Source organism: Stenotrophomonas sp. 86156_Sma (genome assembly GCF_056481625.1).
The window spans coordinates 4042529-4061015 of sequence record NZ_CM151157.1 but is presented as its reverse complement, the minus strand read 5'-3'; the positions used below and the strand labels follow the sequence as shown (position 1 = coordinate 4061015).

Sequence of the window (18487 nt, the reverse complement as noted above, 5' to 3'; positions counted from 1 at the left end):
CACTCTGTAAGCCGGGAGAGCGCTCCCACATGGCAAAGTTGACCATGCGGAAGGCGACGTTGAGGGATCAGTGCGTTAGTCGATAGAGCTCGAGAGGTATTGTGGTTATTTCGACGTCGACTTTGTTGGTCACGTTGCCAACGCGCTGCCATTTGCCGGTGTCAAAGTTCAGTTTCTCCACCTCCCGCCACCACTTGTTGAGGCCAATGATCCCGGATGCCGATTGCCGGGGGGCACGAGCAGTAACGACGAGATAGACCAGGGAACGATCGTCGCTGCCGTACTCGCCCACAAGGAATGATGAATTCGACAGCCAGCCTGAGACCTGGGCCGATGGAACGCCGAGATTGTTGTCGGCAAAACCCAGGTAGTTGACGTTTGCCAGTGCGGACTGGACCTGTCTCGTTACACCGAAAGTGCTTTGCTGATCCGAAGCCAGATTGCGAAGGTTGTTGCGTTTGTCGAGCAGTCCGAGCATGTCATTCCCATTCGGAACACTGGCGGCATTGCTGACATCGTGGGTAATGAAGTTCGCGAAGCCGTTGATGCCGAATGCAAAAGACCATCCGGCGAACCAGCGCAGATCATGGAAGTTGGCGTACTCGAAAGCGTCCTGGGCCAGCGAGGGATGTGCGGATTGCACATTCTGGAGGTAAGCGACGGCAGTTTGCCCCCTGGATCTGGCGAGATTCGAAATGATCGACATGTTCTCGGACATCAGAAGGTCCTTCGCCGTTGGACACTTCCTGAATGACGGGGTAAATGGATAAATGTCGAAGGCGAGGTAGTCAGGGCGCACCTCGTCAGATACCCGGCGCGCAAACGTCGAGTAGCGTGCCACCATCTGTGCGGTTCTTTCAGGTTGCGAAATACTCGCTTCCATGCAATCCACACCATAGTCAGTGGGTGACATGGCGCCGGCATGTTCAGTGCCCGCATAGGAGCCCGCGTTGGCATGCAATGGGAACAGGTTGATGAACACCTTCATGCCTGCGAGACGGTGGTCGCCTTTGACGCATCGGTTCATCTCTGCGAGTGGAGAAATGTCTTTTTCTGGTGGTTCATCCTTGAAATGAAGACCAGCAAAGCTCTTGCCAAACTCGGCACGGAGTTTGACTAGAACTGGATCAATCCGTTCCTGAGTGTAAGTCTGGCAGTTGAACTTCCCGGCTTGGGTTGCAGATTCGAACGTCCAACGTTCATACGTAAAGAACTCAAGCCCTCGCGTGCTGATCGGGGTCGCAATGGTACGCAGCTGACTCAACGTTGCCGATGGTACGAGAAAACGCGTGACGCCGATTGCCGCAAGTTGATCGACTACTTTCTCCGCGATGGCGGGATTGTCCAGATAGCAGTCCTGGGCAAAGTCATCGCAGGATCCTCCGGACATCATTGCGAACGTTCCATCTGCAACGTCAGTGGCATGTGCCGTCGGAGCTCCTAGAAGGAACGCGATTGTTAGCCAAGCCAACTTCATGGTTGAGCTCCTTCTCTTGTCGGTGGAGGCCTGAAGATTCTAGTCGTATCTGCGCTAGTGGTTTCTTAGCATGGCATGGTCGGGGTAGGGAAATTCAGAACAAAAAAGCCCCGGCAATCACCGGGGCAACATGCTGCGAGGGTTTTACGTGTAGCGGGGGAGCGGGGGCGAAGCCCCCGCGCTCAACACACCGCTTAGAACTTGAAGACGTACGAAGCGCCGTAGACCAGCGGATCGATGTTGACCGTGCCGATCTTCTCGCCATTCAACTTCACCTTGCTGTCGATGTCGATCCAGCGCATGTCCACGCGCAGTGCGCCCTTCTCGCCGATCGCGAAGTCCACGCCCGCATGCGCGGCCAGGCCCCACGAATCCTGCAGCTTCAGGCGGCTGTCCTTCAGCGCACCGGTGGTGTCTTCGCTGAAGAAGGTCGTGTAGTTCACGCCCGCACCGATGAACGGCGACACCTTGCCCTTGCTGTTGAAGTGGTACTGCACGGTCACCACCGGCGGCAGCTGCTTGGTGCTGCCCACGCGGCCCAGGCCGTTGATGTTGATGTCGTGCTTGAACGGCAGCGCGGCCAGCACTTCGATGCCCAGGTTGTCGGCAATGAAGTACTCACCGGTGATGGTCGGCTTGACGTCGTTGTCGACGTCGACCTTCAGGGTGTGGTTGGCCAGCCAGCCGTTGTTCGACTTCGGGGCCACCTGGTGCACGCCGGCGGAGAGGGTCCAGTCGCCCTTGGACTGGGCCATGGCCGGGGCGGCGGCGAGGGACAGGGCGGCGGCCAGGCTGGCCACGATCAGGGGGGAGGTCTTGCGCATGGGGGTGATCTCGTTGCTGGGTGGATGCAGCCAGTCTCGGCCTCACATCGCGCTAACGCTTTGATCCGGATCAAATCCTGTCCGCCGGCCTGCTGCCTGCCGGGGCTGGCCGGCGGTGGCCAGCCCCGGTTTGCTAGACTTGTGGGCCCTATCCATCCCGCCGCACCCGTCGCGGCCGCAGGAGCTTGAGAACATGGCAATCAAGGTTGGTATCAACGGTTTCGGTCGCATCGGGCGTAACGTCCTGCGCTCGGCGGTGCTGAACTTCGGCGACGACATCGAAATCGTGGCCATCAACGATCTGCTGGAGCCGGACTATCTGGCGTACATGCTCAAGTACGACTCCGTGCACGGCCGTTTCAAGGCTGACGTGGCGGTGCAGGGCAACGACCTGCTGGTCAACGGCAAGAAGATCCGCCTGACCCAGGAACGCGACCCGGCCAACCTGAAGTGGAACGAAGTGGACGTGGACGTGGTGATTGAATCCACCGGCCTGTTCCTGACCAAGGAAACCGCGCAGAAGCACATCGATGCCGGCGCCAAGAAGGTCATCATGTCGGCCCCGTCGAAGGACGACACGCCGATGTTCGTCTACGGCGTGAACGACAAGACCTACGCCGGCCAGGCGATCGTCTCCAACGCGTCGTGCACCACCAACTGCCTGGCCCCGCTGGCCAAGGTCATCAATGACAAGTGGGGCATCAAGCGTGGCCTGATGACCACCGTGCATGCGGCTACCGCTACCCAGAAGACCGTCGATGGCCCGTCCAACAAGGACTGGCGTGGTGGCCGCGGCATCCTGGAGAACATCATTCCGTCGTCCACCGGTGCGGCCAAGGCCGTCGGCGTGGTCATCCCGGAACTGAACAAGAAGCTGACCGGCATGAGCTTCCGTGTCCCGACCTCGGACGTGTCGGTGGTCGACCTGACCGTCGAGCTGGAAAAGGAAGCCACCTACGCCGAGATCTGCGCCGAAGTGAAGGCACAGAGCGAAGGCCCGCTGAAGGGCATCCTGGGCTACACCGAAGACAAGGTCGTGGCCACCGATTTCCGCGGCGAGACCTGCACCTCGGTGTTTGACGCCGAAGCCGGCATCGCCCTGGACGGCACCTTCGTCAAGCTGGTCACCTGGTACGACAACGAGTGGGGCTACTCGAACAAGTGCCTGGAAATGGCCAAGGTCGTCGCCGCCAAGTAAGGCTGGCCAAGATCGCACGCGGACCCCGGCCTGGCCGGGGTTCGTCGTTTATGGGGCCAGCCCTGTCGTAGCATGGGGCGGTCGACCGCTGCCGCTGGGGCGCGGGATTGCAATGGAAGCATGCAATGGAAGCATTGATAGCCCTGGTGGTACTGGTTCTGCTGGCCATCCCGCTGCTGCTGGTGGTAGCGCTGGTGATGATTGCCGGCCTGCGCCGCCGTGTGGCCGCGCTGGAAGGTGCCTTGGCCGCCGCGCCGGCCGCCCGCCCGGCTGCAGCCGAGCCTGCGCCGGAACGGGCTGCGCCCATGCCTGCGGCTGGCGCCGATCCGCCGTTCCTGCGGCCGGTGGCGGCTGCCGCGCCGCCTCCCCCCAGCCAACGCCGCCGCCGGTGCACGAACCGGTGCCTGCGGCAGTGGAGGCGCTGCGCCCGGTCACGCCACCGCCGGTGCCACCCGTGCCAGTGCAGCCGCCGTTGCCTTCCGAACCGACGCTGCCGAACTTCATCGAGCGCGGCATCGGAGCGGTCAAGCGCTGGTTCACCGAGGGCAACGTGCCGGTCAAGATCGGCATGCTGGTGCTGCTGGCAGGTGTTGCCGCGCTGTTGAAGTACGTCAGTGACCAGGGCTGGCTGGTGCTGCCGATCGAGCTGCGCCTGGCCGGTGTCACCGTGGGTGCGCTGGGCCTGCTGGCGTTCGGTTGGCATCAGCGCGAGCGCCGGCGCTTGTTCGCACTGGCGCTGCAGGGCGGTGCCATCGGCGTGCTGCTGCTGACCATCTTCGCCGCGTTCAAGCGGTTCGAGCTGCTCAACCCCGGGTTTGCCTTTGCCAGTTCGATCGCGCTGGTGGCCGGGCTGTGCGTGCTGGCGGTGGTGCAGAACTCGCGCACGCTGGCGGTGCTGGGCATCCTCGCAGGCTTCATGGCACCGCTGTGGCTGTCCACCGGCAGCGGCAACCACGTGGGGTTGTTCAGCTACTACGCGGTGCTCAACGCCGGCATCTTCGCCATTGCCTGGTTCCGGCCGTGGCGCGCGCTGAACCTGCTGGGCTTCGCCTTCACCTTCGGCATCGGTACGTTCTGGGGCGTGCTGCAGTACGCGCCGGACAAGTTCAGCAGCACCGAGCCGTTCCTGCTGCTGTTCTTCGCCTTCTACCTGCTGATCCCGCTGCTGTACGCACGCCGGCAGCCCGCCGGGCGGCGTGACCTGGTCGACGGCAGCCTGGTGTTCGGTACGCCCTTGGTCGCCTTCTCGCTGCAGGCCGGCATGCTGCACGAGCAGCCGATGACGCTGGCGCTGTGCGCACTGGGCCTGGCGGCGATCTACGCCGTACTGGCGCGGGCACTGATTGCGCGCGCGTCGTACACCGTGCTGGCGCAGTCGCATGCGGTGCTGGCGGTGGGCTTCGCCACGCTGGCGGTGCCGCTGGCCCTGTCGGCGCGTGCCACCGGCGCGGTGTTCGCGCTGGAAGGTGCAGGCCTGGCCTGGCTGGGCCTGCGCCAGAAACGCTGGCTGCCGCAGGTGTCCGGTGCGTTGTTGCAGATGGGCGCGGCGTTCGCTTTCGTGGCCGGTGGCGATCACTGGCATGAGGACCTGCGCTTCCTGCTCAACCCGACCGCGATCGGTGCACTGCTGCTGGCCGTTGCCGGCTTCGCGTCGGCCTGGAGCTACCAGCGCAGGCAGCGCCACGAGATTGCCCTGGTCTACTACCTGTGGGGCCTGCTGTGGTGGCTGGGTGGCCTGGTGCACGAGATCACCCGGTTCTTCCCGTACCGCACCGAAGTGGATGCACTGCTGGTGCTGGCTGCCGTTACCGCATGGCTGGCCGCCGAAGTACAGCGGCGCCAGCCGGCGCGCGCGCTGGGGATGACCGCGCTCGCGATGCTGGCGCTGGGCTTCCCACTGGCGCTGATACAGAGCGACGCGCACCATCAGCCGTTCGCCGGCTACGGCGCGCTGGCCTGGGCGGTGTTCGCGGTGCTGGGCGTGCGCACGCTGCTGTGCCTGCGCCAAGGCGGCAATACCGTGGCACGCATCGCGCAGTTCCTGTGGTGGCTGCTGTGGCCGTCGCTGCTTTCGCTGCTGGCCCTGTGGGGCGGTGGTGAAGCCGGGCTGGCACAGGGCTGGACCACGTTGCTGGTGACGCTGCCGTGGCTGTTGATGGCGGCGCTGTCGCTGTGGCGCTGGAATGCGCTGCGCTGGCCGCTGGGTGCAGCGTTCGACCGCGTGCGCCAGCCGCTGCAGTGCGTGCTGTTCGGCCTGTTGTCGATCGGCTGGCTGTCCGGCCAGCTGTTGCCGGGTGACGCAGCGCCGCTGCTGTGGCTGCCGGTGCTGAATCCGGCGGAGATCGGGCAGTGGCTGAGCCTGCTGCTGCTGGCGCGTTGGTTGTACAGCGATCAGGCGCCGCAGGCGCTGCTGGGTATCCGCATGCCGCTGCTGTCATTGGCAACCTTCGTCGCGCTGACCAGCGTTGTGCTGCATGGCGTGCATCAGTGGGGCGGCCTGTCGTGGAACGCGTCGATGATGCGCTTCAGCCTGGCGCAGACCAGCCTGACCGTGCTGTGGAGCGTGCTCGGCGTGATTGCCTGGGTGTGGGGCTCGCGCCGCGGCCAGCGCGTGTTGTGGATGGTCGGTGCCGTGCTGATGGGCGTGGTGCTGGCCAAGCTGGTCATCGTCGATCGCCAGCACCTGGGCAACCTGCTGGGCATCGCATCGTTCATCGCTTACGGCCTGCTGTGCACGGTCGTGGGTTATCTGGCACCGGCACCGCCGAGCGCGGCGCCGACCGTGGAGGAAAAACAATGAAGACGTGGAGCAGGGCGCTGCTGCCGGCGATGTTCGGCATGCTGGCCGCCGTCACCGCACAGGCCGCCGATTACCGTACCCAGTACGCCGAGCAGTGGCCGCTGACGTTGTCCAGCGCACAATCGGGCGCCTACCGTGTCGTGCTGGAACCGGCGATCTACCGTCGCGCCGGTAGTGCGGACCTGGGCGATGTGCAGGTGTTCAATGCCGCCGGCCAATCGTTGCCGTCGGCATTGCTGGCGCCGGACCAGCCGCTGGCACAGCCGCCGGTGCAGCGTGAGCTGCCGTGGTTCGCGTTGCCGCCGCTGGCCGAAGCGCAGCGCAACGACCTGCAGTTGCTGACCGAGCGCGATACCGATGGTCGCGTACGCCGGGTCGAGGCGCGTGTGGGTGGTGGTGCGGTAGCGAACGGGCAGGGCGGTTGGCTGATCGATGCCAGCGTGCTCGGCCAGCAACCATTGGCGGCACTGGTGCTGGATTGGGCGGACAGTGGCCAACCGTTGCAGGCACAGGTGCAGCTGGACGTCAGCGACGACCTGCAGCACTGGCGTGCGATTGGCCGCGACATTCCGCTGGTGGATCTGCAGCGCGCCGGCAAGCGCCTGCTGCAGCGCCGTCTGCAGGTGGATGGTGAAGCGCGCTATCTGCGTGTGCTGGCGCAGGGCGATGCCCGTCTGCCAACGTTGCGCAGCGTACTGGCCGAGCTGCCACCGGCACCGGCCACACTGCCGTGGGAGTGGTTGTCGCTGGAACCGACCTCGAAGCGCAAGGGCGAATACACCTTCGAGATGGATGGCCGCTTCCCGGCGGCGCGTGCTGACGTGGCCAGCACCGACAACAGCCTGGTGCAGTGGACATTGTTCAGCCGCGATGATGAGAGCGCGGAATGGCAGCGCCGTAGTGCACCGTGGATTGCCTATCAGCTGCAGCAGGGCGCGCAGGGCCAGCGTCAGCAATCGGCTGCGCAGCCGCTGGGCGGCGTGCATCGGGATCGTTACTGGAAGCTGGTAGCGAATCCGGCTGAAACGGCGACGGCTCCAACCCTGCGTCTGGGTTATCAGCCGGAAGTGCTGGTGTTCCTGAGCCAGGGCGCGGCGCCGTATGCCCTGGCGGTGGGCAGCTCGACTGCGCGCCGGATGGAGGCGCCGATCGGTGTGCTGATCGAGGAGCTGCGGCAGCGCAATGATCCGTCGTGGCAGCCGACGCTGGCGCGCCTGGAAGGCAGCCCGGAGCCGCTGGCCGGTGAGTCGGCACTGAAGCCGCAGCACGACTGGAAGTCGTGGCTGCTGTGGGCGTTGCTGGGGCTGGGTGTGTTGGTTGTTGGCGGCCTGGCGGTCAGCCTGCTTCGGCAGAAGCCGGCGCCTTCGGCGTAGGTTCCGGCGAACGGCGCAGCCCCTCGTGGGTGGGCGTAGCGTCGGTAGAGTCGAGCTTGCTCGACTGCAAAGCTGCGCTTGGCCGGGCGGGGTGGGTTCGCGGGGGACGCCGCAAGTACGTCCTTGTAGGCTTGGCAGCCGCATCCATGCGGCTGACACCCCCGCGAACCCACCCCGCCCGGCCTCTGACAGTTTCCGTGTGCGTCCACCCACGGAAGAGGAAAAAGAAAAGCAAGAGCGGAAGCGGGTCGCTTCGCTCGACGGCCATCGGGGTCAGATCCGTTTTCCGCAGGAAAACGGATCTGACCTCTTCGTTCTTCATCCGACACCACACACTGCTTGTGCCTTTGCCATCCGCTCCGCCTCATGAACCTTTCGAGGCCGGGTGGTGTGGGCTGGCAGGGGTATCCGCGCCATGGATGGCGCGGCTAAGCCCCCAAGGACGGGTTTACGGCGTCCCTTGCCAGCCCACACCACCCCGGCCCAGCCCCAGCATCACAAGGCGCCAGCGCTTTGGCTTCGGCCGTTGCTGTTGCCGTTGCCGTTGCCGTTGCTGTGCGCCTCTGCCTGCCGCAGGCATCGGCCCTCCCACCACCCGCACCCGATACAATGGCCGTCTGCCGTACCCCGGCATCCCGTCCCTGAGCCAAAGAGTTGCCCATGTCCATCGTCCGCATGACCGACCTCGACCTCTCCGGCAAGCGCGTGCTGATCCGCCAGGATCTGAACGTGCCGATCGAGAATGGCCGCATCACCTCCGAACAGCGCATCACCGCTTCGCTGCCGACGCTCAAGCGCGCGCTGGAGCAGGGCGCGGCGGTGATGGTCACCTCACACCTGGGGCGCCCGAAGGAAGGCGTGTGGAGCGAAGCCGATTCGCTGGCGCCGGTGGCCCAGCGCCTGTCCGAGCTGCTCGGTCGCGAGGTTCCGCTGGTGCGCGACTGGGTCGACGGTGTCGACGTGCAGCCGGGCCAGCTGGTGCTGCTGGAAAACTGCCGCATGAACGTCGGCGAGGGCAAGGACGATGAAGCCCTGTCGAAGAAGTACGCCGCCCTGTGCGATGTGTTCGTGATGGATGCCTTCGGCACTGCGCACCGTGCGCAGGCCTCGACCCATGGCGTCATCCGCTTCGCCCCGGTGGCGGCCGGTGGCCCGCTGCTGATGGCCGAACTGGACGCGCTGGCGCAGGCGCTGGATGCACCGGCCAAGCCGCTGCTGGCCATCGTCGCCGGCAGCAAGGTCAGCACCAAGCTGGAACTGCTGGCCAACCTGGTCGGCAAGGTCGATCAGCTGATCGTCGGTGGTGGCATCGCCAACACCTTCATCGCTGCCGCCGGCTACAACGTCGGCAAGTCGCTGTACGAGCCGGACCTGCTGGACACCGCGAAGAAGATCGTGGCCGATGCCAAGGCGCGTGGCGCCGATATCCCGCTGCCGGTGGACGTGGTCACCGCCAAGCAGTTCATGCCGGACGCGGTTGCCGAAGTGAAGGCGGTCGACGCCGTTGCCGAAGACGACCTGATCCTGGATATCGGCCCGCAGACCGCGGCGCAGTACGCGCAGCTGATCGGGAAGGCCGGTACCGTGGTCTGGAACGGTCCGGTCGGTGTGTTCGAATTCGAGGCCTTCAGCAAGGGCACCGAAGCGCTGGCCCGTGCCATCGCCAGTTCGCCGGCATTCTCCATCGCCGGTGGCGGCGACACCCTGGCCGCGGTCGACAAGTTCGATATCGCCCAGCAGGTCAGCTACATCTCCACCGGTGGCGGCGCGTTCCTGGAGTTCCTGGAAGGCAAGACCCTGCCGGCGGTGGCCGCACTCGACGCGCGCGGCGCATGAGTGCCGATCGCAGCAAGGATGTCCTGTTCTTCGACCTGGACGGCACGCTGATCGATTCGCAGGTGGGTATCACCGCCTGCATCGCCTATGCGCTGCAGAAGATGGACCATCCGGTGCCACCGCAGGAGACCCTGCTGGGCTGGATCGGTCCGTCGCTGCGCACCACCTTCGCGCCGCTGTTCGGTGAACCGGCGCGGGTGGAACAGGCGGTGGGCTACTACCGTGAGCGCTTCGACGTCGAGGGCTGGCGCGAGCACACGGTGTACCCGCAGGTGGAAGATACCCTTCGCACGCTGCATGGTCGTGGCCATCGCCTGGCGGTGGTCACTGCCAAGAATGAGCCGCACGCGCGCCGCATCCTTGCCCACCTGCCGTTCGGTGGGTTGTTCGAGGAGATCGTCGGCTCGACCCTGGATGGCTCGCGCAGCCACAAGCCGGAACTGGTCGGCGAGGCGCTGCGTCGGCTGCAGGTGCAGCCCGCGCAGTGCTGGATGATCGGCGACCGCCGCATGGACATTGAAGGCGCGCGTCACCATGGCCTGCGCAGCGTCGGTGTGTTGTGGGGCTTTGGCGGTGAGGCCGAACTCACCGAAGCCGGTGCCGGGCAGCTGGCCCGTGAACCGGCGCAGCTGGAAACGCTGCTGGCGTGATGCGCCGTTGATCGGTAACGCCGGGCCATGCCCGGCGGCTTAACCCAGCACCCGCCGGGCATGGCCCGGCGCTACCACCACCCTGCGCCAGCGTATGTCCGGGTGATGTCCGTTCCATGACCCGCGAAGTCAGGCGGCACAAGGCTGTAACCGTATACATGCGGCGTGAAGGATGTGCTAATTTCCGTTCTTTATCGGGAGAGGCCCATTCACCATGTTCGAGCGTCAGCGTCGCACCAAGATCCTTGCCACCCTCGGTCCGGCCACTGATCCGCCGGGCGTGCTGGAGGATCTGTTCCGCGCCGGCGTCAACGTGGTGCGCCTGAACTTCAGCCATGGCGATCCCTCCGGCCAGGCCAAGCGTGCTGCCGAAGTGCGCGCTGCCGCGGCCCGCGTGGGCGTGGAAGTCGGCATCCTGGCCGACCTGCCGGGCCCGAAGATCCGCATCGAGCGCTTCGCCGAAGGCAAGGTACAGCTGAAGGCGGGCAACCGCTTCGACCTGATCGCCAGCACCAGCGCCGGCCCGGGTGACGCCACCCAGGTGGGCGTGAGCTACCTCGGCCTGCCGCAGGACGTGGGTCCGGGCGATGTGCTGCTGCTCGACGACGGCCTGATGCAGCTGCAGGTGGTGGAAGTGCAGGGCGAACGCATCATCAACACCGTACTGAACGACGGTGTGCTGTCCGACCGCAAGGGCCTGAACAAGCAGGGCGGTGGCTTGTCGCTGGGCGCGCTGACCGAGCGCGACAAGGAACTGATCGGCATCGTCGCCAAGATCGGCGTCGACTTCATCGCCGTGTCGTTCTGCCGCAATGCGCAGGACATGAACGACGCGCGTGACATCGCCCGCTCGCACGGCTGCGATGCCGCGCTGGTGTCGAAGATCGAGCGCACCGAGGCGATCGAGAATCTTGAAGAGATCGTCGAGGCCAGCGACGTGGTGATGGTGGCCCGTGGCGACCTTGGCGTGGAAATCGGCGATGCCGAACTGCCGGGCCTGCAGAAGAAGATCATCAAGGCCTCGCTGGCGCAGAACAAGGTGGTGATCACCGCCACGCAGATGCTGCAGTCGATGGTCGAAAGCCCGATCCCGACCCGTGCCGAAGTGCTGGACGTGGCCAACTCGGTCATCGACGGTACCGACGCGGTGATGCTGTCGGCCGAGACCGCTGCCGGTGCCTGGCCGGTCAAGGCCGTGGAAGCGATGGCGCGCATCTGCCTGGGTGCAGAGCGCCAGTTCCAGACCGAGACCGACTTCAACGCTTCGCCGCGCAACCTGGAACGTGCCGACCAGGCCATTGCCATGGCCACCATGTTCCTGTCGCAGCACGTGGGCGTGCGCGCGATCGTGGCGATGACCGAATCCGGTGGCACTGCTCGCTACCTGTCGCGTTTCCGCGCCAAGGCGCCGGTGTTCGCGGTCACCCGCCACGACGGTGCACGCCGCCAGATGGCGCTGATGCGCGATGTCTACCCGATCAACTTCGACAGCCGTGGCCTGACCCCGCGTGAAGCCGCACGCGGCAGCATCCGTCTGCTGGTGGAAGCCGAACTGCTGCAGGCCGGTGACCGCGTCGTGTTCACCAGCGGTGAGCACATGGAAACCCTGGGCGCGACCAACACCCTGCGCCTGCTGGAAGTGGGCGAAGACGGCCGCGCCAGCGGCCTGGGCGATCTGTAAACCCAGTCGGCCTCGGGTCGGAGCCGCTGCGCGGGTCCGACCCGGAGTCAGATCCCCGAAGGGGTCGTGACCCGGCGCAACAGGACATCGCCTGTCCGGTGCGGACATTGGAATCGTTTCCAGACTGCCCTGCACGTCGGTGCAACGGGCGGCGGGGCTATACTTACGTTTTTCCCGCACCCGCCACAGGAAGTACATGAGCATCGAACAGCTGGCTGAAACCGCCCAGGCCATGGTTGCCCCGGGCAAGGGCATCATCGCGATCGACGAATCCACCGCTACCATCGCCAAGCGTTTCGCTGGCGTCGGTATCGAGAACACCGAGGAGAACCGTCGTGCCTACCGCGAACTGCTGCTGACCACGCCGAAGCTCAACGAGCACATTTCCGGCGCCATCCTGTTTGACGAAACCATCCGTCAGTCGACCAAGGACGGCGTGCCGTTCGCCAAGTACATGGCCGACCACGGCATGATTCCGGGCATCAAGGTGGACAAGGGTGCGCACCCGTTGGCCGGCTGCCCGGGCGAGCTGGTGACCGAAGGCCTGGACGGCCTGCGCGAGCGCCTGCAGGAGTACTACAAGCTGGGTGCGCGCTTCGCCAAGTGGCGTGCGGTGATCAACATCGGCGAAAGCATTCCGTCGGGCACCTGCATCGAGTCCAACGCCCACGCGCTGGCCCGCTATGCCGCCCTGTGCCAGGAATGCGGCCTGGTGCCGATGGTCGAGCCGGAAGTGATCATGGACGGCGACCACGACATCGAGACCTGCTACGAAGTCACCGAAGCCACCCTGCGTTCGCTGTTCGATGCCCTGTACCAGCAGAACGTGCTGCTGGAAGGCACCATCCTGAAGGCCTCGATGGTCATCTCGGGCAAGGGCTGCGATGAGCAGGCCGACGTCGAGGAAGTGGCCGAGTCGACCGTGATGTGCCTGAAGAGCACCGTGCCGGCCATCCTGCCGGGCGTGGTGTTCCTGTCCGGTGGCCAGAGCGACGAGCAGTCCACCGAGCATCTGAACGCGATGAACCAGCTGGGCAACCTGCCGTGGCCGCTGAGCTTCTCCTACGGCCGCGCCATGCAGCAGGCCGCGCTGAAGCTGTGGGCCAAGGACATGAAGGGCAACTACGCTGCCGCCCAGAAGACCGTGTACGAGCGCGCCAAGGACAACGGCCTGGCCGCGCTGGGCAAGTGGAACGGTTGATCCGTCCCATCGCAGGATGAACAGGGCAACGCCGGCATCACGCCGGCGTTTGCTTTTGCGGGTATCTTTTCCGCCCCCACGCACCGGGCCGGTGTGCGGGACATACATGGAAGGCCAAGGAGAAAAAACATGCGTTTGGCAGCAATCACACTGGCCGTCGCCACGGTCCTGATCGCCGGCGGTTGCAACCGCATCGGTGGCGGTGGTGACGCAGGCAAGGCCGCGTCGCTCGATTTCGACAAGCCGGTGTCCGGCGAGATCACCTCGCGCAGCGGCATCAACTTCAACGACGGCAGCCATCACCAGCTGTACCAGATCAAGCTGGAAGACAGGGAACTGGTCGGCCTGAAGCTCACCGGCGCACTGACCGGTTCGATCGCCGTGTTCAACAACGGCAGCCTGGTGTCCACCAGCAATACCGGTTACGAACGCGAAGGCGATGTCTCGCTGGCCTTCCGTGCCAACGGTAGCGGCACCTACCAGGTGGCGGTCAACGCCAACGGTCCCAGCGCCTTTGGTCCGTACCGCCTGCGCGCCGAGAAGCTGAAGCCGTACGACGGCAAGCCGCTGGTGGGCAGTGGTGAGATCGTCGATATGCTGGCCAGCAACTCGCAGGACTACACCCTGCAGGTGGAGAAGGCGGGCCTGTACGAGATCCGCCTCGTCTCGGATGTCTTCGATCCGGTGCTGAAGCTGTCCGGCCAGGGCGTGGATGCCGAGAACGATGATGGCGGCGACAGCACCAACTCGCGCCTGAACCTCTCGCTGAAGCCGGGCAAGTACACCCTGACTGCACGCGGCCTCGGCGACGGCGTCAATGGCATGTTCACCCTGTCGGCCACCCGCATTGAACTGCCAGGCAACCTGGTGGATCGCGATGGCACGGCACTGCCGAAGTCGGGCAGCGCGTACACCATGCTGGACAACGAAGGCCGCCGCCGCTTCCTGCTGACCCTGGATCGTCCGGCCGACGTGCGCCTGGATGCGATTTCCAGCCAGGTCGATACCGTGCTGCGCGTGGTCGGCGGCGCCGTCGAGCTGACCGACGACGACGGTGGCAATGGCACCAATGCACGCCTGGAAGAGACGCTGCCGGCCGGTCACTACACCGTCGACGTGTCCAGCCTGAACAACGGTGCGGGCCTGGTGGAAGTGCGCGTGCAGGTCGAAGGTGCCAGCGCCGACGGTGCTGCCGCCTCGGCCGCACGCGCCGCTGCGGATGCAGCTGCTGCCGTGGCCGATGACGCCGCTGCTGCGGTGGAAGCAGCCAGCCGTTGAGGTGATCCACACGTAGCGTGGATGACCTCAAGGCCGCAACGGGAAAGGCCGGGCAATGCCCGGCCTTTCCTTTTACCGGAAGCGCTGCGGTTCAGTGCGCAGCGGCGAAGCCCGCATCGCCCAGAGGCGGCAGCATCGACCCGCGCGGTTCGTTGTCCGTGCTTTGTCCCGCGGCGCTCAATGCCTGCTGGTAGGCCTTCGCCGTAGCAGTGTTGAACGCCACCAGCACGATGCGCATCGGCTGTGCATGGCTGCGCTGCCACGCCAGTGTTTCCGTCACTGCGATCTGCGCGGCCTGGTACAGCGGATAGCCATACACACCGCAGCTGATCGCCGGGAACGCGATCGACTTCACGCCCAGCGACTCGGCCAACTGCAGCGATTTCCAGTAGCAGTTGGCCAGCAATGCCGGTTCGTCGCGCTGGCCGTCGTGCCAGACCGGGCCCACCGTGTGCAGTACATGCCGCGCAGGCAATGCGTAAGCGTCGGTGGCGCGCACTTCGCCGGTCGGGCAACGCACGCCCGGACGCAGTTCCGGCAACTGCTCGCACTCGGCCAGCAATGCCGGCCCGGCCGCGCGATGGATCGCGCCGTCGACGCCGCCGCCGCCGAGCAGTGTTTCATTGGCCGCGTTGACGATCGCATCCACCGCCAGGGTCGTGATATCGCCCTGCCAAACTTCGATCTTCATGCGTCCGTCTCCTGCCTGTGAGGTGTTCCGCGCAGCATCTGCGCCGGCTGTTCCCACGGTAGGGGACAGGGCATCGATACTGCGTCATGACCGTCTCACGCGCTGCGATCCGACGGCCTTCACGCACGATGGCGGGCGACGCCTTCACGCAGGCTGAAGCAGAAAGGGGGAGGTGGCGAAACGGTAGCGCCGGGCCATGTCCGGCGGATGGTGAACGAAGCGAATGCCGGAAACAGCAACGCCGGGCATGGCCCGGCGCTACCTTGAACGAAAACGGGATCCGACCCTGAGCTCACGGCAGGCCGGCCAGCCAGTCGTCGTCGGAACCCTCATTCACATCGGCGAACAGCGGTGTGGAGAAATAGCGCTCGCCGGTATCGGGCAGCATTGCCAGGATCACCGAGCCCGGTTCAGCGCGGGCGGCCACGTCCAGCGCGCTGGCCACGGTGGCGCCGGCGGAGATGCCGACGAAGATGCCTTCCTCCGCAGCCAGGCGACGCGCGGTGGCGATCGCGCGGTCATCTTCGACCGAGACCAGTTCGTCCACCACATCGCGGTTGAGCACGTCCGGCACGAAGTCCGGGGTCCAGCCCTGGATCTTGTGCGGCTTCCAGTCATCGCCCTTCAGCAGCGCGGCACCGGCCGGTTCGGTGGCGATGATGCGGGTCTGCGGGCGCGCGACCTTCAGCACTTCGCCCACGCCGGTAAGCGTGCCACCCGTGCCCCAGCCACTGACGAAGTAGTCCAGCCGCTTGCCGGCGAAGTCGCGCAGGATCTCGGCGGCGGTGGTGTTGCGGTGGTAGGCCGGGTTGGCCGGGTTGGCGAACTGGCTGGCCAGGAACCAGCCGTGCTGCTCGGCCAGTTCGGCCGCCTTGCGCACCATGCCGCTGCCGCGCTCGGCGGCCGGGGTCAGGATCACCTTGGCACCATAGGCGCGCATCAGCTTGCGGCGCTCCACCGAGAAGGTCTCGACCATGGTGGCCACGAACTTGTAGCCGCGCGCGGCGGCGACCATCGCCAGTGCCACGCCAGTGTTGCCTGAAGTGGCTTCGACAATGGTGTCGCCCGGCTTGAGCAGGCCGCGTGCCTCGGCGTCGAGGATGATCGCCAGCGCCAGACGGTCCTTCACCGAACCGCCCGGGTTGAACGATTCGACCTTGGCGTAGACGCTGACCTGCGCGGGCGCCAGGCGCTGCAGCCTGACGATGGGGGTGTTGCCGACGGTATCGAGGATGGAGTCGTACAGGGCCATGGAAGCGCTCCGGAAACGGGGCCGCGCCGGGCTTCGGCGGGCGAAGGGGGAGGGCTGGCTGTTCAGGCCAGCGGCTGCCGGCTGACCGTAGCGCCGGCATATGACGCCCGGAAATGACCAGATACCTTTCTTAAACAACCTTTGGTTATAAGCTGGTGACGGCAATTGACCCTAGAGTGGACCTCCGCCCCACGCCGCCTGCCTCCCATGACGCTGACCCAGCTGCGCTACCTGGTTGCCATCGCCGACGCCGAGCTGAACATCACGCTGGCCGCCTCGCGCGTGCACGCCACCCAGCCCGGCCTGTCCAAGCAGCTCAAGCAGCTGGAGGACGAGCTGGGTTTCCTCTTGTTCGTGCGCAAGGGCCGCAGCCTGGAGTCGGTCACCCCGGCCGGCACCGAGGTGATCGCCCGCGCCCGCGCGGTGCTGGCCGAGGCCAACAACATCCGCACCTACGCGGCCAACCAGCGCCGCGAGAGCCAGGGCCAGCTGATCCTGACCACCACCCACACCCAGGCGCGCTTCGTGCTGCCGCCGGCGGTGGCAGCGATCAAGCAGGCCTACCCGCAGGTGAGCGTGCACCTGCAGCAGGCCGGCGAAGCCGACGCGCTTGACCGCTTGAACCAGGGTGATGCCGACATTGCGATCATCAGCACCGCTGGCGGTGAGCCCACCGATGGCATCGCGGTGCCGCTGTTCCGCTGGCGGCGCCTGGTGGTGGTACCGAAGGGCCACCCGCTGGACCGCGCCGGCCGCGCCCCAGACCTGGCCGCGCTGGCCCGGCAGCCATTGATCAGCTACGAATCCTCGACCCGGCCGAATTCCTCGTTGCAGCGCGCCTTCGCTGCGAACGGCCTGGTGCCGGATCTGGCGCTGACCGCGCTGGATGCCGACCTGATCAAGACCTACGTGCGTACCGGTCTGGGCGTGGGCCTGCTGGCGGAGATGGCGGTCAGTTCCAACGACGAAGACCTGAGGTCGTGGCCGGCCCCGGAGCCGATCACTGAGTGCATTGCCTGGGCGGTGCTGCCTCGCGATCGCGTGCTGCGTGATTACGCGCTGGAGCTGGTGCACGTGCTGGCACCGCAGATCGATCCGCGTGATCTGCGCAGGGTGCTGGATGGCAACCAGGCGGCGGCGTGGCCGGTGCCACCGACGTGGGAGTCACTGACCCAGACCATCACGGTGTGAGGTGGGTCGAGCAGGGCGTGCCGCCCTGCACCTGCTGTGGACAAAGGCAACAGCAACAGCAGAAGCGGCATTCCGTGGGTTGGCGGGGCGGTGTCGGAGTGCGGGGACGCTGCAAGTACGTCCCTGTAAGCTTGGCAGCCGCATCCATGCGGCTGACACCCCGCACTCCGACACCGCCCCACCTCTGACAGATTCCGGCGGCTGTTGGTAGGTGTCGACCTTGGTCGACACGGTAGATCCACGCCATGCGTGGATGCTTTTCGATTCGAGTTCGAAATGTTCGATTCCGATGGAGATTCATCCACGCATGGCGTGGATCTACTGCAGATCGCAGAAATCTGTCGAAGGCGGGGTGGGTCCGGTTGCGGGGGCGTGAGCCGCATGGATGCGGCGACCGAGCTTACATGGACGTACTTGCAGCGGCCCCCGCAACCGGACCCACCCCGCCTACCCACAGGAAGCCAGCTTTTGATGTTGCTTCGGCTCTTGCCGTGGACGTGGCCTCTGCGGGTGCAGGGCGCAGCCCTGCCGAAAAACCCCTCCTGCGACGGTTCGTCGCACGGACAACCCTGGACCCGGCTCTACACTAGCGGGGTGACCCGCCTGTCCCGCCCGCAGCGCCTTCTGCTCCAGCTCGCCGTCCTGGCGACGCTGTTGATGGTGCTTGCGCCGCTGGTCAGCCGCGCGCTGCAGGCGCAGCCGATGGAGCATGCCGCGATGGCAGGCATGGACCACGCCGCCATGGGCCATGACATGCACGACATGGCCATGGCCGGGCGCGATCAGCACGGCGCCGCGCCGGCCGCGCCCAGCCGTCCGCCCGACCCCCACGCCATGCACGGCGAAGCCTGCGAATACTGCGTGCTGGCCATGCGCCTGCTGCCGTGGCTGGCGGTGCTGGTGCTGCTGTTGCCGCTGCTGTGGCGGCCGCGGCTGGTGTTCCCGTGGTCGCAGCAGGTGCTGCCGGCGCTGCGTTGGCCGGCGCATGCCGCGCGCGGGCCGCCGCGCCTCTCCTTCGTCCGCTGATATCCCTAT

Annotated in this window: 13 protein-coding genes and 1 pseudogene; 10 read left to right on the top strand and 4 right to left on the bottom strand. The window is 65.9% G+C overall.

Features of this window, described 5'->3' with window-relative positions; genetic code table 11:
• Positions 1-67: 67 nt before the first annotated feature.
• Positions 68-1477 carry a hypothetical protein gene (locus ACZK33_RS18845; RefSeq protein WP_423174847.1) on the bottom strand — a complete coding sequence of 470 codons (1410 nt, stop codon included), beginning with the start codon at positions 1475-1477 and terminating at the stop codon, positions 68-70.
• Positions 1478-1671: 194 nt separating this feature from the next.
• Entirely contained in the window at positions 1672-2301 is a 630-nt protein-coding gene (locus tag ACZK33_RS18840) for an OmpW/AlkL family protein (protein WP_019338734.1), read from the bottom strand.
• A 193-nt stretch (positions 2302-2494) separates the two neighbouring features.
• On the opposite strand from ACZK33_RS18840, the gene gap reads away from it, so the two are divergent.
• The 8 genes and pseudogenes from gap (at position 2495) to ACZK33_RS18800 (ending at position 14318) form a co-directional block, all read left to right on the top strand.
• On the top strand, positions 2495-3499 hold the full coding sequence (gene gap, locus ACZK33_RS18835) for a type I glyceraldehyde-3-phosphate dehydrogenase (RefSeq protein ID WP_032127866.1): 1005 nt from the start codon (positions 2495-2497) through the stop codon (positions 3497-3499).
• 125 nt (positions 3500-3624) lie between these two features.
• A pseudogene (locus tag ACZK33_RS18830) lies at positions 3625-6299 on the top strand (DUF2339 domain-containing protein).
• Positions 6296-7672 (top strand): DUF3999 domain-containing protein, encoded by a 1377-nt coding sequence (locus ACZK33_RS18825; RefSeq protein ID WP_049422663.1) that lies wholly within the window; start codon positions 6296-6298, stop codon positions 7670-7672. The pseudogene ACZK33_RS18830 and the gene ACZK33_RS18825 overlap by 4 nt, the downstream one beginning before the upstream one ends.
• Positions 7673-8332: 660 nt before the next feature.
• On the top strand, positions 8333-9508 hold the full coding sequence (locus ACZK33_RS18820; protein WP_032127869.1) for a phosphoglycerate kinase: 1176 nt from the start codon (positions 8333-8335) through the stop codon (positions 9506-9508).
• Entirely contained in the window at positions 9505-10158 is a 654-nt protein-coding gene (locus tag ACZK33_RS18815; protein ID WP_049463104.1) for an HAD hydrolase-like protein, read from the top strand. Before ACZK33_RS18820 ends, ACZK33_RS18815 begins: the two co-directional genes overlap by 4 nt.
• 214 nt (positions 10159-10372) lie before the next feature.
• Positions 10373-11839 carry a pyruvate kinase gene (gene pyk, locus ACZK33_RS18810; protein ID WP_423175819.1) on the top strand — a complete coding sequence of 489 codons (1467 nt, stop codon included), beginning with the start codon at positions 10373-10375 and terminating at the stop codon, positions 11837-11839.
• Positions 11840-12035: 196 nt separating this feature from the next.
• Positions 12036-13040, top strand: a complete 1005-nt coding sequence (locus tag ACZK33_RS18805; RefSeq protein WP_010481439.1) for a class I fructose-bisphosphate aldolase — start codon at positions 12036-12038, stop codon at positions 13038-13040.
• A gap of 129 nt (positions 13041-13169) precedes the next feature.
• On the top strand, positions 13170-14318 hold the full coding sequence (locus tag ACZK33_RS18800) for an ABC transporter substrate-binding protein (RefSeq protein WP_423175820.1): 1149 nt from the start codon (positions 13170-13172) through the stop codon (positions 14316-14318).
• A 91-nt stretch (positions 14319-14409) separates the two neighbouring features.
• Here ACZK33_RS18800 and ACZK33_RS18795 read toward each other — a convergent pair whose 3' ends face one another.
• Both ACZK33_RS18795 and cysK read right to left on the bottom strand, forming a co-directional pair.
• Positions 14410-15009 (bottom strand): O-acetyl-ADP-ribose deacetylase, encoded by a 600-nt coding sequence (locus ACZK33_RS18795; RefSeq protein ID WP_032127873.1) that lies wholly within the window; start codon positions 15007-15009, stop codon positions 14410-14412.
• A gap of 292 nt (positions 15010-15301) precedes the next feature.
• Positions 15302-16261: a cysteine synthase A gene (gene cysK, locus ACZK33_RS18790; protein ID WP_032127874.1), complete on the bottom strand. Its 960-nt coding sequence runs from the start codon at positions 16259-16261 to the stop codon at positions 15302-15304.
• A 207-nt stretch (positions 16262-16468) separates the two neighbouring features.
• Here cysK and ACZK33_RS18785 point away from each other — a divergent pair, with 207 nt between their 5' ends.
• Both ACZK33_RS18785 and ACZK33_RS18780 read left to right on the top strand, forming a co-directional pair.
• Positions 16469-17452, top strand: a complete 984-nt coding sequence (locus tag ACZK33_RS18785; protein ID WP_043403003.1) for a LysR family transcriptional regulator — start codon at positions 16469-16471, stop codon at positions 17450-17452.
• Positions 17453-18046: 594 nt separating this feature from the next.
• The gene (locus ACZK33_RS18780) at positions 18047-18478 is read left to right on the top strand and encodes a DUF2946 family protein (RefSeq protein ID WP_423175758.1); all 432 of its coding nucleotides are present in this window, start codon (positions 18047-18049) and stop codon (positions 18476-18478) included.
• Positions 18479-18487: the final 9 nt, after the last annotated feature.